General features: G+C 69.2%; 22 protein-coding genes. 13 read left to right on the top strand and 9 right to left on the bottom strand.

What is annotated here, in order from left to right; genetic code table 11:
* The first annotated feature begins 53 nt into the window (after window positions 1-53).
* From pheS to NX02_RS23555, 3 genes are read left to right on the top strand one after another with little or no spacing between them, the layout of a single operon-like run.
* Complete coding sequence (pheS, locus tag NX02_RS23565) at window positions 54-1,139, top strand: phenylalanine--tRNA ligase subunit alpha (protein ID WP_025294621.1); 1,086 nt, start codon at window positions 54-56, stop codon at window positions 1,137-1,139.
* Window positions 1,136-3,508, top strand: coding sequence for a phenylalanine--tRNA ligase subunit beta (gene pheT, locus NX02_RS23560; RefSeq protein ID WP_025294620.1), 2,373 nt, complete (start codon window positions 1,136-1,138; stop codon window positions 3,506-3,508). Before pheS ends, pheT begins: the two co-directional genes overlap by 4 nt.
* Entirely contained in the window at window positions 3,505-4,383 is an 879-nt protein-coding gene (locus NX02_RS23555) for an aldose 1-epimerase family protein (protein WP_025294619.1), read from the top strand. Before pheT ends, NX02_RS23555 begins: the two co-directional genes overlap by 4 nt.
* A gap of 4 nt (window positions 4,384-4,387) precedes the next feature.
* On the opposite strand, the gene NX02_RS23550 is transcribed toward NX02_RS23555, so the two are convergent.
* Complete coding sequence (locus NX02_RS23550) at window positions 4,388-4,741, bottom strand: hypothetical protein (protein ID WP_039998016.1); 354 nt, start codon at window positions 4,739-4,741, stop codon at window positions 4,388-4,390.
* A gap of 106 nt (window positions 4,742-4,847) precedes the next feature.
* Between NX02_RS23550 and NX02_RS23545 the strand changes: the two genes are divergently transcribed.
* The 4 genes from NX02_RS23545 to NX02_RS23530 are packed head-to-tail and all read left to right on the top strand — an operon-like array spanning window position 4,848 to window position 7,513.
* Complete coding sequence (locus NX02_RS23545; protein ID WP_025294617.1) at window positions 4,848-5,261, top strand: VOC family protein; 414 nt, start codon at window positions 4,848-4,850, stop codon at window positions 5,259-5,261.
* Window positions 5,262-5,263: 2 nt separating this feature from the next.
* Entirely contained in the window at window positions 5,264-6,328 is a 1,065-nt protein-coding gene (locus NX02_RS23540; protein ID WP_025294616.1) for an NAD(P)H-dependent flavin oxidoreductase, read from the top strand.
* Between the two features lie 7 nt (window positions 6,329-6,335).
* Window positions 6,336-7,064 (top strand): hydroxyacylglutathione hydrolase, encoded by a 729-nt coding sequence (gene gloB / locus NX02_RS23535; RefSeq protein WP_025294615.1) that lies wholly within the window; start codon window positions 6,336-6,338, stop codon window positions 7,062-7,064.
* 53 nt (window positions 7,065-7,117) lie between these two features.
* The gene (locus tag NX02_RS23530) at window positions 7,118-7,513 is read left to right on the top strand and encodes a hypothetical protein (protein ID WP_053000702.1); all 396 of its coding nucleotides are present in this window, start codon (window positions 7,118-7,120) and stop codon (window positions 7,511-7,513) included.
* 43 nt (window positions 7,514-7,556) lie between these two features.
* Here NX02_RS23530 and bchE read toward each other — a convergent pair whose 3' ends face one another.
* Window positions 7,557-9,071, bottom strand: coding sequence for a magnesium-protoporphyrin IX monomethyl ester anaerobic oxidative cyclase (bchE, locus tag NX02_RS23525; RefSeq protein ID WP_025294613.1), 1,515 nt, complete (start codon window positions 9,069-9,071; stop codon window positions 7,557-7,559).
* Window positions 9,072-9,172: 101 nt separating this feature from the next.
* Between bchE and NX02_RS23520 the strand changes: the two genes are divergently transcribed.
* Both NX02_RS23520 and NX02_RS23515 read left to right on the top strand, forming a co-directional pair.
* A complete protein-coding gene (locus NX02_RS23520; protein WP_025294612.1) occupies window positions 9,173-9,427 on the top strand; it encodes a hypothetical protein in 255 nt (84 codons plus the stop codon).
* Window positions 9,415-9,933: a hypothetical protein gene (locus NX02_RS23515; RefSeq protein WP_025294611.1), complete on the top strand. Its 519-nt coding sequence runs from the start codon at window positions 9,415-9,417 to the stop codon at window positions 9,931-9,933. Before NX02_RS23520 ends, NX02_RS23515 begins: the two co-directional genes overlap by 13 nt.
* Before the next feature lie 21 nt (window positions 9,934-9,954).
* Here NX02_RS23515 and soxR read toward each other — a convergent pair whose 3' ends face one another.
* A complete protein-coding gene (gene soxR, locus NX02_RS23510; RefSeq protein ID WP_025294610.1) occupies window positions 9,955-10,419 on the bottom strand; it encodes a redox-sensitive transcriptional activator SoxR in 465 nt (154 codons plus the stop codon).
* A gap of 103 nt (window positions 10,420-10,522) precedes the next feature.
* On the opposite strand from soxR, the gene NX02_RS23505 reads away from it, so the two are divergent.
* The 3 genes from NX02_RS23505 to NX02_RS23495 all read left to right on the top strand — a co-directional run bounded on the left by NX02_RS23505 (window position 10,523) and on the right by NX02_RS23495 (window position 12,369).
* Window positions 10,523-10,894 carry a VOC family protein gene (locus tag NX02_RS23505; RefSeq protein WP_025294609.1) on the top strand — a complete coding sequence of 124 codons (372 nt, stop codon included), beginning with the start codon at window positions 10,523-10,525 and terminating at the stop codon, window positions 10,892-10,894.
* The gene (locus tag NX02_RS23500; protein ID WP_025294608.1) at window positions 10,891-11,736 is read left to right on the top strand and encodes an arylamine N-acetyltransferase family protein; all 846 of its coding nucleotides are present in this window, start codon (window positions 10,891-10,893) and stop codon (window positions 11,734-11,736) included. Before NX02_RS23505 ends, NX02_RS23500 begins: the two co-directional genes overlap by 4 nt.
* 186 nt (window positions 11,737-11,922) lie before the next feature.
* Entirely contained in the window at window positions 11,923-12,369 is a 447-nt protein-coding gene (locus NX02_RS23495; RefSeq protein WP_025294607.1) for a MarR family winged helix-turn-helix transcriptional regulator, read from the top strand.
* A 109-nt stretch (window positions 12,370-12,478) separates the two neighbouring features.
* On the opposite strand, the gene NX02_RS23490 is transcribed toward NX02_RS23495, so the two are convergent.
* Window positions 12,479-13,093 carry an OmpH/Skp family outer membrane protein gene (locus NX02_RS23490; RefSeq protein ID WP_039996801.1) on the bottom strand — a complete coding sequence of 205 codons (615 nt, stop codon included), beginning with the start codon at window positions 13,091-13,093 and terminating at the stop codon, window positions 12,479-12,481.
* Window positions 13,094-13,171: 78 nt separating this feature from the next.
* Window positions 13,172-13,642: an Lrp/AsnC family transcriptional regulator gene (locus NX02_RS23485; RefSeq protein WP_025294605.1), complete on the bottom strand. Its 471-nt coding sequence runs from the start codon at window positions 13,640-13,642 to the stop codon at window positions 13,172-13,174.
* 59 nt (window positions 13,643-13,701) lie between these two features.
* On the opposite strand from NX02_RS23485, the gene phhA reads away from it, so the two are divergent.
* A complete protein-coding gene (gene phhA, locus NX02_RS23480) occupies window positions 13,702-14,601 on the top strand; it encodes a phenylalanine 4-monooxygenase (RefSeq protein WP_425424019.1) in 900 nt (299 codons plus the stop codon).
* Window positions 14,602-14,696: 95 nt separating this feature from the next.
* On the opposite strand, the gene NX02_RS23475 is transcribed toward phhA, so the two are convergent.
* From NX02_RS23475 to NX02_RS23460, 4 genes are read right to left on the bottom strand one after another with little or no spacing between them, the layout of a single operon-like run.
* On the bottom strand, window positions 14,697-15,290 hold the full coding sequence (locus NX02_RS23475; RefSeq protein ID WP_025294603.1) for an ABC-type transport auxiliary lipoprotein family protein: 594 nt from the start codon (window positions 15,288-15,290) through the stop codon (window positions 14,697-14,699).
* Window positions 15,287-16,246, bottom strand: a complete 960-nt coding sequence (locus NX02_RS23470; RefSeq protein ID WP_025294602.1) for an MlaD family protein — start codon at window positions 16,244-16,246, stop codon at window positions 15,287-15,289. The genes NX02_RS23475 and NX02_RS23470 overlap by 4 nt, the downstream gene beginning before the upstream one ends.
* Before the next feature lie 8 nt (window positions 16,247-16,254).
* Window positions 16,255-17,118, bottom strand: coding sequence for an ABC transporter ATP-binding protein (locus NX02_RS23465; protein WP_025294601.1), 864 nt, complete (start codon window positions 17,116-17,118; stop codon window positions 16,255-16,257).
* A complete protein-coding gene (locus tag NX02_RS23460) occupies window positions 17,115-18,224 on the bottom strand; it encodes an MlaE family ABC transporter permease (RefSeq protein ID WP_025294600.1) in 1,110 nt (369 codons plus the stop codon). Before NX02_RS23460 ends, NX02_RS23465 begins: the two co-directional genes overlap by 4 nt.
* Window positions 18,225-18,291: the final 67 nt, after the last annotated feature.

Genomic DNA, 18,291 nt, shown 5'->3' with positions numbered 1-18,291 from the left:
ATGATCCTCCCCTCCCCTTCAGGGAGGGGCTTACACCTTAAAAGAACGGTAGCATGAGCGACCTCGACACTTTGAAATCCGATCTGCTCGCCGAGATCGACGCCGCGGGCACGCCCGACGCGATCGAGGCGGTCCGCGTCAAGGCGCTGGGCAAGGCCAGCCCGATCGCCGCGCTGATGAAGACGCTGGGCGGCATGTCCCCCGAGGAGCGGCAGCTGCAGGCGCCGCGCATCCAGGGGCTGCGCACCGCCGTCGGCGACGCGATCGCCGCGCGCAAGGACGCGCTGGAGGCCGCCGCGCTCGACGCGCGCCTCGCATCCGAGACGATCGACCTGACCTTGCCCGCGCCCGAGACGCCGCAGGGCTCGGTCCACCCGGTCAGCCAGGTGATGGACGAGCTGGCGGAGATCTTCGCCGATCTCGGCTTCGCGGTCGCCACCGGCCCCGAAATCGAGGACGACTGGCACAATTTCACCGCGCTCAACATTCCGGAAAGCCATCCGGCGCGCGCGATGCACGACACCTTCTATTTCCCGGAGACGGAGGAGGGCGCGCGCAAGATGCTGCTGCGCACCCACACCTCGCCGGTGCAGATCCGGACGATGACGAAGACGCCGCCGCCGATCCGGATCATCGCGCCGGGCCGCACCTATCGTTCGGATTCGGATGCGACGCACACGCCGATGTTCCACCAGGTCGAAGGTCTGGTGATCGATCGCGGCATCCATATGGGCCATCTGAAGTGGACGCTGGAGACCTTCGTCCGCGCCTATTTCGAGCGTGACGACATCGTGCTGCGCATGCGGCCGAGCTATTTCCCCTTCACCGAGCCCTCGGCGGAGGTCGATGTCGGCTACACGCTGGAAAAGGGCCGCCGCGTGATCGGCGGCGCCAGGCCGGACGGCTGGATGGAGATCCTGGGGTCCGGCATGGTCCACCCCAGGGTGATCGCCGCCTGCGGCCTAGATCCGGACGAATGGCAGGGTTTCGCCTTCGGCTGCGGCATCGATCGGCTGGCGATGCTCAAATATGGCATGGACGATCTGCGCGCCTTCTTCGACGGCGACCTGCGCTGGCTGAAGCATTATGGCTTCGCCGCGCTCGACGTGCCCACGCTGTCCGGAGGAGTCGGCGCATGAAGTTCACGCTGAGCTGGTTGAAGGACCATCTGGAGACCGACGCCGATGCCGACGCCGTCGCCGAGGCGCTGACCCGCATCGGCCTCGAGGTGGAGGGCGTCGAGAACCCCGCCAGGGCGCTCGCTCCCTTCCGCATCGCCCGCGTGCTGACCGCCGAGCGGCATCCGCAGGCGGACAAGCTGCAGGTGCTCTCGGTCGACGCAGGGGACGGCCCGCTGCAGGTCGTCTGCGGCGCGCCCAATGCGCGCGCCGGCCTCGTCGGCGTGTTCGGCGCGCCGGGCGCCTATGTGCCGGGCAGCGGCATCACCTTGAAGGTGGCGGCGATCCGCGGCGTCGAATCGAACGGCATGATGTGTTCGGTGCGCGAGCTGGAACTCGGCGACGAGCATGACGGCATCATCGAGCTGCCGGCGGATGCGCCGGTGGGCAGCGTCTATGCCGAATGGGCCGGGCTCGACGATCCGGTGTTCGACGTGTCGATCACCCCCAACCGGCAGGATTGCATGGGCGTGCGCGGCATCGCGCGCGATCTCGCGGCGGCGGGCTTCGGCACGCTCAGGCCGCTCGCCGTGCCGACGGTCGCGGGTGAAGGGCCCGGCCCCGAGATCCGCATCGAGGATGCGGAGGGCGTGCCCGCCTATTTCGGCCAGACCGTCTCGGGCGTCGCCAATGGCGCCGCGCCGGACTGGATGGCGAAGCGGCTGAAGGCGATCGGCCAGCGGCCGATCAGCGCGCTCGTCGACATCACCAACTATGTGATGTTCGATCTCGGGCGCCCGCTGCACGTCTATGACCGCGCCAAGCTGTCGGGTGCGCTCGTCGCCCGCCGCGCGGTCGAGGGCGAGACCGCGCTGGCATTGAACGGCAAAACCTACGCGCTCGATCCCTCGATCGTCGTCATCGCCGACGATGCGCATGTCCACGACATCGGCGGCATCATGGGCGGCGAGGATTCGGGCGTCTCCGAAACCACCACCGACGTGGTGATCGAATGCGCCTTCTTCGATCCGGAGCGGATCGCCCGCGCTGGCCAGAAGCTGGCGCTGACCAGCGATGCGCGCACCCGCTTCGAGCGCGGCGTCGATCCTGCCTTCCTCGAGGATGGCATCGCGATCGCGGCGCAGCTCGTGCTCGACATCTGCGGCGGTACCGCCAGCACCGTCACCCGCGCCGGCACCCCGCCGGTCGAGACGAAGACGGTGGCCTATGATCCGGGCCATGCCGCGCGGCTGGGCGGCGTCGACGTCGATCCCGCCGCGCAGAAGGCGATCCTCGAACGGCTGGGCTTCGGCGTGGTCGAGGGTTCGCCGTGGCAGATCGATGTCCCGACCTGGCGCCGCGACGTCGATGGCGCCGCCGACATCGTCGAGGAGGTCGTGCGCATCACCGGGCTCGACGCGGTGCCCTCGACGCCGCTGCCGCGCACGCCCGGCGTCGCGCGGCCGACGGCGACCCCCGACCAGCTGATCGAGCGCCGCGTGCGCCGCGCAGCGGCGGCGCGCGGGCTCAACGAGGCGGTGACGTGGAGCTTCCTGTCGGAAGCCGAGGCTGCCGCCTTCGGCGGCGGCGCGTGGACGCTCGCCAATCCGATCAGCGAGGATCTGAAGGTGATGCGGCCGTCGCTGCTGCCGGGGCTGCTCGCCGCCGCGGCGCGCAACGCCAATCGCGGCCAGACCGGCATCCGCCTGTTCGAGGTCGGCCGCCGCTATCTGGCGGACGCGGAGCGGCCGACGGTGGCGCTGCTGCTCGCGGGCGAGCGTGCCCCGCGCGGCTGGCAGGCCGGCAAGGCGCAGCGCTTCGACGCGTTCGATGCCAAGGCGGAGGCGCTGGCCTTGCTTGCCGCCGCCGGCGCGCCGGTCGAGAACCTGCAGGTGATGGGCGAGGCCGGCGGGGTCTATCATCCCGGCCAGTCGGGCACGTTGCGGCTCGGGCCGAAGACCGTGCTCGCCGCGTTCGGCACCTTGCACCCGACCACCTTGAAGGCGTTCGACCTCGACGGTCCCGTCGCGGCGGCCGAGATCTATCTCGACGCGATCCCGGCGAAGCGCGGCGCCACCGGCCGGATGCGCCCGGCCTATGCGCCGCCGGCGCTGCAGCCGGTGACGCGCGATTTCGCCTTCCTGCTGCCGCGCGACACGCCGGCCGAAGCGCTGGTCCGCGCGGTGCGCGGCGCCGACAAGGCGGTGATCGTCTCGGCCCGCCTGTTCGACCTGTTCGAAGGGCAGGGCGTGCCGGAGGGCGAGAAATCGATCGCGGTCGAGGTCGTGCTCCAGCCCGGCGAAAAGAGCTTCACCGACGAGCAGCTCAAGGCGGTGTCCGACCGGATCGTCGCCGCGGCGGCGAAGGCGGGCGCGAAGCTGCGGGCATGATCGGCGACGAGGTCCGCATCGCCTCCGCGGCGCTCTCGGCGACGATCGCGCCGCTGGGGGCGGAATTGCAGACCCTGGGTGACGCCGATGGGCGCGACCTGCTGTGGAACGGCGATCCGGCGTATTGGACGGGCAGGGCGCCCTTGCTCTTCCCGTTCGTCGGTCGCCTCGGCGGCGATGCCTATCGGCTGGACGGGCAGAGCCATGCGCTCGGCCAGCACGGCTTCGCGCGGCGGCGCAGCTTCGCGCTGGTCGAACAGGCGCCGGCGCACGTGCTGTTCCGGCTGACCGACGATGAAGAGACTCGCCTGCTCTATCCGTTCGCGTTCGAGCTCGACGCCGAGTACCGCATCGACGGCGCGACGCTGGCGATGACGATCACCGCGCGCAACACCGGCGATCGGCCGCTGCCCGCGAGCTTCGGCTATCACCCGGCGTTCCGCTGGCCGCTGCCCTATGGCGCGGCGCGCGAGGATCATCGCATCCTGTTCGAGAAGGACGAGCCGGCACCGCTGCGCGTGCTTGCCGGCGGCCTCGTCTCGCCCGAGCGGGTGCCGAGCCCGGTCGAGGGCCGCAGCCTGCCCCTGAACGATGCGCTGTTCGCGCGCGACGCGATGATCTGGGACCGGCTGGAGAGCCGCCAGCTTCTATATGGTGCCGAGAATGGTCCGCAGCTCGACATCGCCTTCCCCGACACGCCGTGGCTGGGGATCTGGACCAAGCCCGGCGCGGGCTATGTCTGCATCGAGCCCTGGGCCGGCATCGCCGACCCGGAAGGCTTCGAGGGCGAGATCTGGGAGAAGCCCGGTATCGTCGCGATCGAACCGGGCGGCGAACGCCGCTTCCGGATGATCGTGACGCTGACAGGGATCTGATCCTTCAGAACGCGCGCCGCAGCGTGATCAGCACGCGGTTGCTGACGATGCCCGGGGCGATCACCTTGCCCTCCAGCTCAGCGCCGAGGGTGGTGTTCTCGTCGAGGCCGAAGGTGGCGCGGGGCAGTTGCGGCTCGGGCAGCGCCGGCAGCGGCTGGTAGCGATTGCGCGCCTGCCGGTCGCGCGCGCCGCACACGACGATCTCGTCACCCGCGCCGCGATCGCATTGAACCGCGGCGCGCGTGCTGATCGGTTCTTCCGGCTCGGTTACGTCGCGGAGGTCGAAATCGATCGGTTCGGGTGGTGGCGGGGGTGGCATTTCGGCGGCCTGGAGCAGGAAGGCGGCAAGCAACGGCATCTGCGACTCCCCGCGATCAGGCAGGCGCAGCATGGTTACGGATGAAGGCGGGATTGTGACCACGCGCCCCCTCGAAAACGTCATGGCCGCCAGCTACATTGCGCCCATGAAATATCTCCACACCATGATCCGGGTCACCGATCCCGACGCCACCGTTCGCTTCTTCGAGCTGCTCGGGCTCAGGGAAGTGCGTCGCTTCGACAATGAGAAGGGCCGCTTCACGCTCATCTTCCTCGCCGCCCCCGGCAATGAGGATGCGCAGGTGGAGCTGACCCACAACTGGGATCCGGAAGACTATGATGGCGGCCGCAACTTCGGCCACCTCGCCTATCAGGTCGAGAATATCTACGAGACCTGTCAGCGGCTGATGGATGCCGGCGTGACGATCAACCGCCCGCCGCGCGACGGCCACATGGCGTTCGTGCGCACCCCCGACAATATCTCGATCGAATTGCTGCAGGACGGGCATCTGGCCCCGGCCGAGCCCTGGGCGTCGATGCCGAACACGGGCGTCTGGTAAACATGGCGGCCGGCCACGCGTTCGTGGCGGTCGGTGCCGAAGCTCCGGTCATCCAGGCTCCGATGGCGGGTGCCGGCGGTGTCGCGCTGGCGGTTTCGGTGATCCGCGGCGGCGCGGTGGGATCGTTGCCCTGCGCGCTGCTGGACGCCGAGGCGGTGGTCGCGCAGGTCGCCGCGGTGCGCGCGGCGGCGGCGGGGCCGATCAACCTCAATTTCTTCTGCCACACGCTCGTCGAAACGGTGGACGACGGCGCGTGGCGGCGGCTTCTGGCACCCTATTATGCCGAATATGGCGTCGGCCCGCCGGCAACGGCGCCGGCGCTGCGCCGGCCGTTCGATGCGGCGATGGCGGCGGTGGTGGAAAGCGTCCGCCCCGAGATCGTCAGCTTCCATTTCGGGCTGCCAGATCGCGCGCTGCTCGATCGGGTGAAGGCGAGCGGCGCGCGCATCCTCTCGTCCGCGACCAGCGTCGCCGAGGCGCGCTGGCTGGCGGCGCGCGGCGTCGATATGGTGATCGCGCAGGGGTTCGAGGCGGGCGGGCACAGCGCGCGCTTCCTGCCCGCGCCGCCGGGTACGGAGATCGGGCTGTTCGCGCTGCTGCCGCAGATCGTCGATGCGGTGGACGTGCCGGTGATCGCCGCGGGCGGCATCGCCGATGCGCGCGGCATCGCCGCCGCCTTCGCGCTGGGCGCCAGCGCGGTGCAGCTCGGCACCGCCTATCTCCACACCCCCGAAGCGACGATCGGCGCGGCGCATCGCGCGCTGCTGGCGGGGGAGGCGGCGGCGGTCACGCGCTTCACCAACCTCGTCACCGGCCGCCTCGCGCGCGCGCTGCCCAACCGGCTGATCGAGGAGGTGGGGCCGGTCAGCGCCGATGCGCCGCCTTTTCCCCACGCCTCGACCGCGCTCGCCGAACTGAAGGCGGCGGCGGAAGCGCAGGGCCGTACCGATTTCTCGCCGATGTGGAGCGGCCAGTCCGCCCGCCTCGGCACCCCCGAACCCGCCGAAGCCTTGACGCGCCGGCTCGTCGCCGAAGCGCTTGGCCAGCACGCGCGCCTGAAGGATTGACCGCACCATGATCGAGATCGCGCGCATCCCCGTCCTCTCCGACAATTATGTGTGGCTGGTGCATGAGCCCGGGAGCGGCGAAACCACCGTGATCGATCCGTCGGTGGCCGAACCGGTGCTCGCCGAGGCGGCGCGGCGCGGCTGGCGCATCACCCAGATCTGGAACACCCACTGGCACCCCGATCACACCGGCGGCAATGCGGAGATCAAGGCCGCGACCGGCTGCACGATCACCGGCCCCGCCGGCGAAACCGCCAAAATCCCGACGCTCGACGCCACCGTTTCGGAGGGCGACCGCACGATGCTGGGTGCGATCGAGGCGCAGGTGATCGACGTGCCCGCGCACACCGCCGGCCATATCGCCTATCATCTGCCCACCGAAGGCGCGGTGTTCGTCGGCGACACGCTGTTCGCGATGGGCTGCGGCCGGCTGTTCGAGGGCACGCCCGAGCAGATGTTCGCCAACATGCGCAGGCTGGGGGCGCTGCCCGGCGACACCCGCGTCTATTGCGCGCACGAATATACCCAGTCCAACGGCCGCTATGCGCTGGTCGCAGAGCCCGACAATGCCGACATCGCCAGCCGCATGCGCGCCGTCGATGCGGCGCGCGCCGCGGGCGAGGCCACCGTGCCGACGACGATCGCGCTCGAACGCGCGACCAATCCGTTCATGCGCGCGCGCGATGCCGCCGAGCTCGCCGAGCGCCGCGCCGCGAAGGACAATTTCCGCGGCTGACCGCGCGCTTCCGTTCGGCTATCCTGCGCGGCGGGGGTAGAAGGAGAATCCTGATGCGCCGCCCGTTCCTGATCCTGCTGCCGGCCCTCGCCGTCATCGCCGCCGCCCCCGCCGAACCGCCGCGCACCGAGCGCGCCGCGAAGGAACTGGCGAGCGTGCTGAAGGATCGCGTCCCCGGCAAGCCGCAGCGCTGCATCCAGAGCCAGCAGACCCGCGCGACGATCATCGATGGCCATACGCTCATCTATCACGAGGGCGCGAGCCGCGTCTGGCGCAACGAGCTGCCCCAGGCCTGCCCGTCGCTGCGCTGGAGCAGCACCCTGGTCAGCGAAGTCTATGGCGGGCAGATCTGCGACGGGGACCGGGTGCGGGCGATCGATCCGGGGATGAGCATTCCGGGGCCGCTCTGCCGGCTGGGGTCGTTCGTGCCTTACGAGAAGGTGAAGTAGACCCGTCCGGCGCGGCAGCCATCTTGAGGTCGCCCGTCGAGCGCTAACCCACTCGCACGCGTCGCGCCGGCGCCGCGGATGCCTCTTCCTCATGATCCTGCGTGTCGCCGAGGAGGTCGGCCAGGGTCCGTCCGTCTTCGCCCGCGCGGTCGTGGAACAGGAACTGCAGGATCTCATGCAGCCATACCCGGCGGCCCATCCTGTAATACCAGCGAATCGCGTGACGGATGCGCTTTTCGGGGTTCCACAGCCAGCGCCGCAGTGCACGCGGACGGAGCTGTGCAGCCGCCTCGATCAGCTTCACGCACGCGAAGAGCTGCCACGGCCTGAGCCGCGCCATCGCCAGCACCTGATGCTTGTAATCCCACCGGCCGAGGTCGGGCTGGACGATGCGGCGGCCGGCGGCGAGCCTGTAATAGGGTGTCCAGCGGTGCGGGGTGACGTAGAGCGCCTGGATCTGGTCGGGATCATAGGCGATCAACTGGCGCAGTCCGCGCCACAGGCTGGCGAGCGTCTCCTCCTCGAACCCCGACACCCAGGTCGCCATCGACAATATGTTATGTCGACGCAGCAGGCGGATCGCCTCGCGGTCGCTGCTGGTGGCGCCGCCCTTCCGGATCAGCTTGAGCGTTGCCTCGTCGGTGTTCTCCATGCCGAGCAGGAAGCGTTCGAAGCCCGCCTGCTTGTAGAGATGGAGGAAATCGGCGTCGCGGACGATGTCGTCGGCGCGGGTCGAGCCGACCAACGTCACCTGCACATTCTCGGCGATCAGCGCTTCGAGGAAGGCGCGCCACGGCTTGCGACCGGCGCTGGGATTCTCGTCGGCGAAGTTGAACACCTCCACGCCGTGGTTGCGGTGGAGGCGGCCGATCTCGGCAGCGAGCCTCACCGGATCGCGATGGCGCCAGCGCGTCCAGAAACCGCGCTGGCCGCAATAGGTGCACGGATGCGGGCAGCCGCGCGAGAACTGGATCACCACTGCCCGCTTGCCGCCCCAATAGCTGTATCGGGCGTGGTCGATCAGCTCCCAGCCGATGCGATAGGCGTCGAGATCGGCAATGACGGGCGCGGCCGGGTTGGCGACCGGCTGGCCGTTGCGGCGAAAGGCGACACCGCGAAGCGCGTCCAACGGGCTGCCGGTTGCGATCGCGCGCATTAACTGGCGTGCCGTTTCTTCGCCCTCACCGCGCACGATTGCGCGGACATAGGGCTCGTCCGCCAGAATCTCGCGCCAGAAATAGCTGGGATGGACGCCGCCGTAGACGATCGGAACCTCCGGCAGCAGGCGCGAAACGGATTCGGAGATGCGGCTGATAATCGGCTGCGCGGAGGAGGATCCCGAATGGCCGAACAGCACAGCCTCCGGCGCGTGCGCGAAGATCGCGCCGAGCAGCGCGGGTTCGCTCATCGGCCCCAGTTCGCCGTCGATCAGCGTCACGTCATGACCATCGTCGATCAGCGGGCCGCCGATGCTGAGCAGCCCGAGCGGCGGAAGCTGCTCCTTCGGGATCCGGCTGCCGATCGCGGGATGGGAGATGTTGACGAGCAGGATGCGCATGGGCGGCCTCTTGGCTGCGAGGATCGCCGAAGCTGCTAGGCGGGCGCGGTGCAGATATGATCGAGGCTGTATGTGCTTGCGGTCCGCGCTATCGACGCTGCATGCTCATCCGGTCCCTCGCGCTGCTGGCGCTCGTCTGCGCGGTTCCGGCCGCCGCCGGGTCGCCGGGCCCGCAGGTTCACGACGTCGGCGCCGCCGATGTGCTGCGCAAGACCCTGCTGGATGCGCTGCGGCCGGTGGTCAAAGGCCGGCCGGCGTGCAAGCAGAGTTGCGCCGGCGCGAAGCTGACCAGGGCGTCGATCCGGACGGCGGAGCCTTCCGCCGGGGCACGCGTTTCCCGACTATGCGAAGCCTGATCCTGCCTGCCGGTGCCGGATTGATCATGCTCGCCGCCTGCCAGCCCGCACCGGAGGGCGAGGAGGGTGTCGAGACTGTCGCCGGAGAGAATGAAGCCGCCGACATGCGCCCGTCCGCGCCGGAGGTGTTGCCGTCGCGCACGCCCGAACCCGAAGAGATCGGCGCGCCGGAAAAGGCGCCTGCACCCTCGCCTGCCCCCTCGAACGCCGCGCCCGGACCGATCCCCGCGGCCTATCGCGGCACCTGGGCGATCGAACCGGGCGATTGCAGCGCGCAACCCGGCCTGACCCGCATCGTCGTGGCCCCCGCCGAGATCGGCTATTATGAGGGCCGGTCCGAGGTGAAGGCGGCGGCGCGCAACGGCAGCCGGCTGGTGATCGACATTGTCCACCACGCCGAGGGCACGACCGAGCGATCGGAGCAGTCGATCGATCTTTCCGCCGACGGGCGGCGGCTGAGCTTCAACCGCGGCGGCACCAGCTTCGGCTATCGCAAGTGCCGCTAGGCCGCGCGCGCGGCCCGGACGTCATCGTCCCTCGGGCGGATCGCCATCGTGCAGCACGAAGCGCGGCCCCGCGCCCGCGCGTGCTGCGCGATCCTCCGGGTTGTAGAGCGCGCAGTTGCTGAGCGACAGGCAGCCGCAGCCGATGCAGCCGTCGAGCCGGTCGCGCGTCCGCTGCAGCATCGCGATCCGGCGGTCGATCGCGCCGCGGATCCGCGCGCTGATCGCCGCCCAGTCCGCCTGCGTCGGTGCGCGGCCGTGCGGCAGCGTCGCCAGTTCCGCCTCGATCTCGCCCAGGGACAGGCCGAGTTGCTGCGCGATCAGCGCGAACGACAGCCGGCGGATGTCGGCGCGCAGGAAGCGGCGCTGGTTGCCGCCCGTGCGGATCGCGCTCACCAGACCGCGCGCCTCGTAAAAGCGGATCGCCGAGACGCTGAGCCCGGTGCGCCGCGCCAGTTCGCCGATCGTCAGCAAGGTGGATTGCGCCATCGTCCGCCCGTCATTTCAAGCTTGACCTCACCTTAGCTTGAGGTTACACCAAGGGCAAATCGGCGGCGCGCAGGCGCGGCGCATGGACCATCAGGAGACCGCAATGGCGCATCCGCGACTCGAACATATCAACATCACCGTCCGCGATCCCGAACGCACCGCCGGGATGATGCAGGCGCTGTTCGACTGGCAGGTCCGCTGGCAGGGCACCAACATCGGCGGCGGGCGCACCGTGCATGTCGGCGGCGAGGGATCCTATGTCGCGCTCTCCGCGGCGGGCGCAGCGCGGGAAGGCAGCGCCAGGGGCCGACCGCTCAACCATATCGGCATCGAGGTCGATGATCTCGACGCCACCGAACGCCGCGTGATCGCCGCCGGTCTCGGTCCGTTCAACCATGGCGATTACGCGCCCGGACGGCGCTTCTACTTCCTCGATGCCGACGGCATCGAATATGAGGTGGTGAGCTACCGATGATTTCGCGCCTTCCTCCCCCGCCGGCCGCGGTTTCGGCCTTCACCGCGCTCGACGCCTATTTGCGGCGGATCGGCTATGAAGCGCCGTGCGCGGTCGACCATGCCACCCTGGCGGGGATCGTCCGCACGCACATCGCCGCGATCCCGTTCGAGAATGTCGATGTGCTGCTCCAGCGCCGCGTGTCGAGCGCGCTGCCGGCGATCTACGACAAGCTGGTCGTGCGGAAGCGCGGCGGCTGGTGCTTCGAACAGAACGGCCTGCTCGGCTGGGCGCTGACCGCGCTCGGCTTTCCGGTGATGCGGATCGGCGGCGGGGTGATGCGGGTGGAGCGCGGCGACGCCGCGGTCGGCAACCATCTCGCGCTGATCGTCATGCTCGACAGGCCCTGGCTGGTCGATGTCGGCTTCGGCGGCAGCCTGGCCGAACCGATCCCCTTCGCGGAGGGCCGGCACGACCATGCCCCGTTCGACATCGCGCTCAAGCCGATCGGCGAGGGCTGGTGGCGGTTCGAGGAATGGATCGGCGGCATGCCGTTCAGCTGGGATTTCCGGCCCGAACCCGCCGACGACAGCCGCCTCGCCGCGCATCTCGTCGCGCTGCAGACCGATCCCGCCTCGGTCTTCGTCCAGAACCTCGTCGTCCAGCGCCGGACCGGCACCACCCACCTCGCGCTGCGCGGCCGGGTGCTCACCGAATCCACCCCATGGGCACGCGAGAAAAGACTGCTGATGAGCGGAGAGGAGATCGTCGCGGTGCTCGGCGACACGTTCGGGCTCGATCTGCCGGAGGTCGCGGGGATGTGGCCGTCGATCGAGGCGCGGCACCGGGATCTGTTCGGCTGACAGCGTACTTTTCCTCCCCGGCGCTGAAACATTCCGATCGCATGATGTTTGGGCGGGATGCCGGAAGCCGTCGCCTCTCCAGATGCCGCGCGTCGAGAAAATGGGCATCCCGCCATGGCCTGACGCCTTTTCCCGCCCCGCCGTCCTCCGCTTGATTCAAAACCATTAGTTGGCTAACTAATATCCATGCGCCGCACGCTCGAACGCGACCTCGCGACCCGGCTCAGCCCCGTATCCCGCGCCTGGCAACAGCTTGCCGACGAGGTGCTGGCGGAGCTGCGGGTGTCGAACTCGTCGGGCTGGTGCCTGATCTATCTCGATCGCCTCGGCCCCGCGGTGAAGCAGGGGGATCTGGCGCGGCAGATCGGCGTCACCCAGCCGTCGCTGGTGCGCACATTGCAGCAACTGGAAGCGCAGGGGCTGGTCGAGCGCCGCAGCGATGCCGGGGATCGGCGCATCAACCATGTCAGCCTGACCGATAGCGGCGCGACCATGGCCGCCAGGATCGAGCACCGGCTGCAGGCGCTGCGCATAGAATTGCTCGCCGACGCGCCGAGCGAGGATATCGCGGCGACCCTGCGCGTCTGCGACGTGCTCAGCCGCGAGATCGCCGCGCGGCGCCAGCAGCCATGATCGACTGCGCTGGTGATGCCGCCGCCGGTCGACGCGCCCGAACGTCGCTCGATCGCGCTCGCGGCCGAACGAACCCGTCCCGTCGGGAACGCCTCGAACGGCTCCGCCCTTAACGCTGCGGCGCGGCCGGGGCCGCCGCCGGCAGCACTTCGCGGTTGAAGCTCGCCGTGCTGACCTTGGCGTCCAGCCCCTGCACCACCGCGGCGGTCAGGTCGTTGGCGGTGTTGCCGCCCAGCACGCTGCCGCGGTTGATCAGCAGCCCGCAATTCTTCTGCTTGTAGACCTGCGCGATCACCGGCTGCGCGTCGGTGCTGATCCGCTGCAGCGCCTTGACCCGCGTCGCCTGCAACTCGCGCGTGCGCTGCTGCGCGACCGCCTCGATCGGTTGCAGCTTGGTGGCCAGCGCCCGCTGGCGCGCGGCGCGATCCTCGGGCTTCAGCCCGGCCGCCGCGGTCTGGAACGCCTTGATCTCGGCCTCGATCGGCCGGCGCTGCGTGTCGACCTCGGTCTGCGCCTGCGTCGCCAGCTCCTTCAGCCGCGCCTCGGTGGCGACGCCGACCTTGGAGGTGGTGATCATCGTCTCGATCGACAGCATGCACAGCCCCGGGATCACCGGGCCGCCCAGCGATGGTGCGGCCGGTTGCGCCTGGGCGTGCGCGGCGGGTGCGGCAGCCAGCGTGGCGAGAGCGGCGGCCGCGAGGCCGCGGCGTCCGGCGATGGTCATCGATCAATCTCCCTCGAACAACAGGCCCCGGCTTCTAGAAGCAAGCCGGCGCGCTGCACAGGCCGCGGCGTCGCGCGATCACACCGGATAGGCCGTGCTGTACTTGGTCTGCGCCAGTGCGAAATGGGATGAGGTGGCGCCCACCGACGGATGCTCGCGCAAGGTGCGCATCAGGAAGCGTTCGAGGTCCGCCACGTCCGCCGCCACGATGCGCAGAAGATAATCCCAGTCGCCCGACATCGAATAGCATTCGAGCACCTCGGCGCGATCCTGCACGAACGCTTCGAACAGCGCGACATCGTCGCGCGAATGGGTGCGCATGCGGATGTTGCAGAACACGTTGACGCCGCGGCCGACCTTTTCGGGATCGACCAGCCGCACCGTGCCGCGCAGCACCCCGGCCGTCTCCAGCGCCTTGATCCGCCGCCAGCAGGATGCGGGGGAGGCGCCGACACGCGCCGCAAGCTCGGCATGGCTGAGCGCGCCGTCGCGCTGCAGTTCGGCGAGGATGCGGCGGTCGACCGGATCGAACTGAACCATCTGTTTCATCATCCGCGCGATTATCGAAAGAATGCCGTCATTCATGCGCCAGGACCGCGGAATCTGAAATGAATTTTCGCGCGTCCTCCGCTATATTGTTCCGCATGGACGCTGCCACCTCCCCCCGGCCGCCCGCGGCCGCGGCCGATTGGACCATCCCGCAGGATTGGGCGCGCTACACGCCCGACGAGCATGCGATGTGGGATCGGCTGTTCGCCCGCCAGCAGGCGATGCTGCCCGGCCGGGTCGCGCCCGCCTTCCTCGACGGGCTCGACGTGCTGCGCATGTCGCGCCCCGGCATCCCCGATTTCGCCGAGCTTTCGGAGCGGCTGATGCGCGCCACCGGCTGGCAGGTGGTCGCGGTGCCCGGGCTGGTGCCCGACGATGTGTTCTTCGATCATCTCGCCAACCGCCGCTTCGTCGCCGGCCGCTTCATCCGCACGCCCGACCAGATCGACTATCTGCAGGAACCGGACGTCTTCCACGACGTGTTCGGGCATGTGCCGTTGCTCGCCAACCCGGTGTTCGCCGATTATATGCAGGCCTATGGCCGCGGCGGCCAGATGGCGCTGGCGCGCGGCATGCTGCCGCAATTCTCGCGGCTCTACTGGTACACGGTCGAATTCGGGCTGATCCGCGACGGCGACGCGCTCAGGCTGTACGGCGCCGGCATCGTCTCCTCCTATGGCGAATCGCTGTTCGCGCTCGACGATCCCTCGCCGCACCGGATCGCGTTCGATCTGCAGCGGGTGATGCGCACCCGGTATCGCATCGACGATTATCAGCAGAATTATTTCGTGATCGACAGTTTCGAGGATCTGCTGGCGCGCACCGCCGGCACCGATTTCGCGCCCGTTTACGATGCGCTGGAATCGCTGCCCGATATCGAGATCGACACGATCCTGCCGGAGGATCGGGTGATAACCCGCGGCACCCAGGCCTTTGCACGGCGCCGCGCCGCGGGCTGATTCTGCCGGCGGCCTTTGCCGGCGGCGGTTTGCGCCGCCGGGTCGGTCACGTCATCGTCGGAATGATGAAGCTTGGGGCTGCCCGCTCGGCCCGGTCACGAAGTCGCTTCGGCCAGCCACGCGGTCACCTCGTCGGCAACCTTGTTCGCAGCCTCGTTGATCGCACGGCCCACCGGTTCCGGCTTGGCCTCGCCCGCGGGCACGCGCGCTTCGAAACGGCGGGTCATCACCTCGTCGCTGCCGTCGCGCTGGAGCACCGCGTCATAGGTGACGACCGCTTCCATCCGCGTCGCGTCGAGCCCGAAATTCTGGAGTTCGCCCGACAGCCGCATGCCCGGCGCGCCGGCATAGTCGCGCGGGCCGATGACGACGCGGCCGGTGCGCGCACCGATCGTCTCTTCCAGCAGCCGTTCGAACAGCCGCGCGGGCGCTTCCACCCACACCGCTTCCTTCAGATAGGCGACCTGCGTCGCGCCCGACTGCACCGGCACGCGGGTGGTGGCGAGCGCTGCGGGCACGCGCGGCACCAGCACCGCGATCGCGGCGTCGGGCTTGGCGGTGAGGATCTTGCCGGGCGCCACGCTGGAGGTGGCGGACAGGGTCAGCAGCGAGGGGGGCGGATCCTCCCCGAAGCTGATGCATCCGCCAAGCGCCAGCGCAGCGGCGAGGGCGAGCAGCGATCTGGTCATTTCTGGTCGCCCTTTCCTGGCTCGTAATCCGGCAATTTCGGCGATCCGATCAGCGATCCGGCACCGCCGCGATCGATGCGACCGGCAACCGCGGTCAGCGCTTCCGACATTTCGCGCAGGTCGCGCACGAGCTGGCCGACCTCGGGCAATGTGCGCCGCGAGAAATTGTCGATGCCGGGCCGCGCCGCGGTGATCGCGCCGTCGAGATTCTCCATGCTCTTCTTCGCCGCCGCAACCGCCTCGCGCAGATCGCCGACCAGCGGACGGCCTTCCTTGTCGAGCAGGTCGTTGGTGGTGCCCGCCAGCTTGCCGATCTGTTCGGCGGCGGTGCCGGCCTGCCGGATCGCGATGCGCGTCTCCGCCAGGGTCGCGGCGATCTCCGGCCCGCGATCGGCCAGCGAACCGGACAGGCGATCGACATTCTTGAGGATGCCGGCGATCGACTTCTGGTTCTCGTCCGAAAGCACCTCGGTCAGCCGCTCGGTCAATGTCGAGAGGCGTTCGAGCAGCTTCGGCGCGCTGTTGAGCAGCTCGCCCAGCGCGCCCGGCTTGGTCGGGATCACCGGTACGCCGCCGGGGCCGATCTCGGCGATCGGCTTGGCGCCCTTCGTCGCGCCGTCGAGCTGGATCTGCGAGACGCCGGTGAAGCCGACGCCCTGGATCGTCGCGGTGGTGCCCTCGAGGATCGGCACCTCCTCCTTCACTGCGATGCGCACGCGCACGAACTGCGGATCGGGCTGCCACAGCCTGATCTCGGTCACCTGGCCGGAAGGCACGCCCGAGAAGGACACCGCCGAACCCTTGGCGAGCCCGTCGACGGACTGCTTGAAGAAGATGTCGTAATTCTTCTCGACGCCGCCGCCCAGGCGGGCGAGCCAGACGGTGAAGATCGCGGTGGCGGCGAGCAGGATCAGCACGACGCTGCCGACGAGCACCTGATTGGAGCGGGTTTCCATCTAGCGCCTCATGCCCCTTTGCCGGTCTTGGCGGCCGCACCCACGGCGGCGCGATCGATCGCGTCGGTCGCGGCGCGTCCGCGCGGCCCATTGAAATATTCCTGGATCCACGGATGATCCAACGCCAGCAATTCCGGGATCGTTCCGACCGCGATCACCTTGCGGTCCGCCAGCACCGCCACGCGGTCGCAGATCGCATAGAGCGTGTCGAGGTCGTGCGTGATCAGAAACACCGTCAGCCCCAGCGTCTGCTTAAGCTCGCGGGTCAGCGTGTCGAACGCCGCCGCACCGATCGGATCGAGGCCCGCGGTCGGCTCGTCGAGGAACAGCAGCTCCGGGTCGAGCGCAAGCGCCCGCGCAAGCCCGGCGCGCTTGCGCATGCCGCCCGACAGTTCGGATGGATATTTGGGCCCTGCATCCGCCGGCAGCCCGGTCATCACCACCTTGTAGGCGGCGATCTCGTCGAGCATCGACTGGCTGAGCTTGGGATAGAATTCGCGCAGCGGAACCTGGACGTTCTCCGCGACCGTCAGCGTCGAAAACAGCGCGCCGCCCTGGAACAGCACGCCCCAGCGCTTGCGAATCGCGACCGTTTCCTCGTCGTCGCGGTTGAGCATCGGCTCGCCGAACACCTCGACCTGGCCCTCGACCGGGCTCTGCAGCCCGATGATCGAGCGCATCAGCACCGACTTGCCGGTGCCCGATCCGCCGACGACGCCCAGGATCTCGCCCTTGCGTACCGTGAGGTCGAGTCCTTCGTGGACGACCTGCCTGCCGAACGCGTTCTTGAGGCCGGACACGCAGATCGCGGTCTCGCCCTCGGCGATGCGCTCCGCGGGATCCTCGTCCTCCTCGAAGGGCTGGCCGCTCATATCCAGCCGACCCAGGTGAAGAAGACGGCGAAGAAGGCGTCGAGCACGATGACGAGAAAGATCGCCTGCACCACGGCGGCGGTGGTGCGCAGGCCGACTTCCTCGGCATTGCCTTCCACCTGCATGCCCTGGAAGCAGCCGGTCATCGCGATGATCGCGCCGAACACCGGCGCCTTGACCAGGCCGACGTAAAGGTCGGTCAGCGGCACGACCTCGCGGACCCGCTGGATGAAGGTGATCGGCGGAATTTCGAGCGAGATCCAGCACAGCAGCCCGCCGCCGATGATCGCGACCAGCGAGGCGTAGAAGCCCAGCAGCGGCATCAGCACCACCGTCGCGATGACGCGCGGCAGCACCAGCGCCTCCATCGGGCTGACCCCGATCGTGCGCATCGCATCGATCTCTTCGGTGAGCTTCATCGTGCCGAGCTGCGCGGCGAAGGCGCTGCCGGACCGGCCGGCGACCATGATCGCGGTCATCAGCACGCCCAGTTCGCGCAACGTGATTCGGCCGATCAGGTTGATCGTGAACACCTCGGCGCCGAACTGGCGAAGCTGCACCGCGCCCTGCTGCGCGATGACGATGCCGATCAGGAAGCTCATCAGCCCGATGATGCCGAGCGCGGAGACGCCCACCACCTCGAAGCGCTGGACCACCGCGTTGAGGCGGAAGCGGCGCGGGTGGCGGATGACGGAGCCGGCCGCCATCACCGTGGCGCCGAGGAAACCGAGCAGGCCGGCAAGCGTGCGGCCCGAACTGATCACCGCCGCGCCGATTTCGCTCAGCACGCGGACGAAGGGATGGGTGCGGTCCGGGCGGACGCGCACGGGCTTGTCGGCCTTGGCGACCTGGTCGATCAGCCGCTGCGCATCGGCATCGGCGCCGACGATCTCGGCGCCATGATCGCGCGCGATCCGGTACATGATCCACGCGCCCACCGTATCGATATGCTCGACCTGCGAAAGATCGACCCGATCGAACGGAGTCGCGGTCTTTTCGAGGCGGTCGGGAACGTCGCCCAGCCGCGCGAGCGAAAGCGAGCCGCTCGGTCGCAGCACGCAATGATCGCCCTCATGGACGGTGACGAAGTCGGCCGCTGAACTCATCCCGTCGCTTCCTTGGGGCAATCGCGATGGATCGGCAAGCGCTTAGCGCGCAAAACGGACATGCGAA

The sequence above is a fragment of the Sphingomonas sanxanigenens DSM 19645 = NX02 genome (genome assembly GCF_000512205.2).
Taxonomy (GTDB): domain Bacteria; phylum Pseudomonadota; class Alphaproteobacteria; order Sphingomonadales; family Sphingomonadaceae; genus Sphingomonas_D; species Sphingomonas_D sanxanigenens.
The sequence above is the reverse complement of the archived record's forward strand: the minus strand, read 5'-3'. Positions and strand labels throughout refer to the sequence as shown.

Excerpts from the sequence above, each read along its gene's own strand:
- phhA (WP_425424019.1), top strand. The coding sequence starts at position 13,702 with ATGAATTTTCGCGCGTCCTCCGCTATATTGTTCCGCATGGACGCTGCC.
- NX02_RS23545 (WP_025294617.1), top strand. The coding sequence starts at position 4,848 with ATGAAATATCTCCACACCATGATCCGGGTCACCGATCCCGACGCCACC.
- NX02_RS23485 (WP_025294605.1), bottom strand. The coding sequence starts at position 13,642 with ATGAAACAGATGGTTCAGTTCGATCCGGTCGACCGCCGCATCCTCGCC.
- pheT (WP_025294620.1), top strand. The coding sequence starts at position 1,136 with ATGAAGTTCACGCTGAGCTGGTTGAAGGACCATCTGGAGACCGACGCC.
- soxR (WP_025294610.1), bottom strand. The coding sequence starts at position 10,419 with ATGGCGCAATCCACCTTGCTGACGATCGGCGAACTGGCGCGGCGCACC.
- NX02_RS23555 (WP_025294619.1), top strand. The coding sequence starts at position 3,505 with ATGATCGGCGACGAGGTCCGCATCGCCTCCGCGGCGCTCTCGGCGACG.
- NX02_RS23460 (WP_025294600.1), bottom strand. The coding sequence starts at position 18,224 with ATGAGTTCAGCGGCCGACTTCGTCACCGTCCATGAGGGCGATCATTGC.
- NX02_RS23500 (WP_025294608.1), top strand. The coding sequence starts at position 10,891 with ATGATTTCGCGCCTTCCTCCCCCGCCGGCCGCGGTTTCGGCCTTCACC.
- NX02_RS23505 (WP_025294609.1), top strand. The coding sequence starts at position 10,523 with ATGGCGCATCCGCGACTCGAACATATCAACATCACCGTCCGCGATCCC.
- NX02_RS23465 (WP_025294601.1), bottom strand. The coding sequence starts at position 17,118 with ATGAGCGGCCAGCCCTTCGAGGAGGACGAGGATCCCGCGGAGCGCATC.
- NX02_RS23495 (WP_025294607.1), top strand. The coding sequence starts at position 11,923 with ATGCGCCGCACGCTCGAACGCGACCTCGCGACCCGGCTCAGCCCCGTA.
- bchE (WP_025294613.1), bottom strand. The coding sequence starts at position 9,071 with ATGCGCATCCTGCTCGTCAACATCTCCCATCCCGCGATCGGCAGCCGG.
- NX02_RS23540 (WP_025294616.1), top strand. The coding sequence starts at position 5,264 with ATGGCGGCCGGCCACGCGTTCGTGGCGGTCGGTGCCGAAGCTCCGGTC.
- NX02_RS23475 (WP_025294603.1), bottom strand. The coding sequence starts at position 15,290 with ATGACCAGATCGCTGCTCGCCCTCGCCGCTGCGCTGGCGCTTGGCGGA.
- NX02_RS23490 (WP_039996801.1), bottom strand. The coding sequence starts at position 13,093 with ATGACCATCGCCGGACGCCGCGGCCTCGCGGCCGCCGCTCTCGCCACG.
- NX02_RS23530 (WP_053000702.1), top strand. The coding sequence starts at position 7,118 with ATGCGCCGCCCGTTCCTGATCCTGCTGCCGGCCCTCGCCGTCATCGCC.
- NX02_RS23470 (WP_025294602.1), bottom strand. The coding sequence starts at position 16,246 with ATGGAAACCCGCTCCAATCAGGTGCTCGTCGGCAGCGTCGTGCTGATC.
- gloB (WP_025294615.1), top strand. The coding sequence starts at position 6,336 with ATGATCGAGATCGCGCGCATCCCCGTCCTCTCCGACAATTATGTGTGG.
- NX02_RS23515 (WP_025294611.1), top strand. The coding sequence starts at position 9,415 with ATGCGAAGCCTGATCCTGCCTGCCGGTGCCGGATTGATCATGCTCGCC.
- pheS (WP_025294621.1), top strand. The coding sequence starts at position 54 with ATGAGCGACCTCGACACTTTGAAATCCGATCTGCTCGCCGAGATCGAC.
- NX02_RS23520 (WP_025294612.1), top strand. The coding sequence starts at position 9,173 with ATGCTCATCCGGTCCCTCGCGCTGCTGGCGCTCGTCTGCGCGGTTCCG.
- NX02_RS23550 (WP_039998016.1), bottom strand. The coding sequence starts at position 4,741 with ATGCCGTTGCTTGCCGCCTTCCTGCTCCAGGCCGCCGAAATGCCACCC.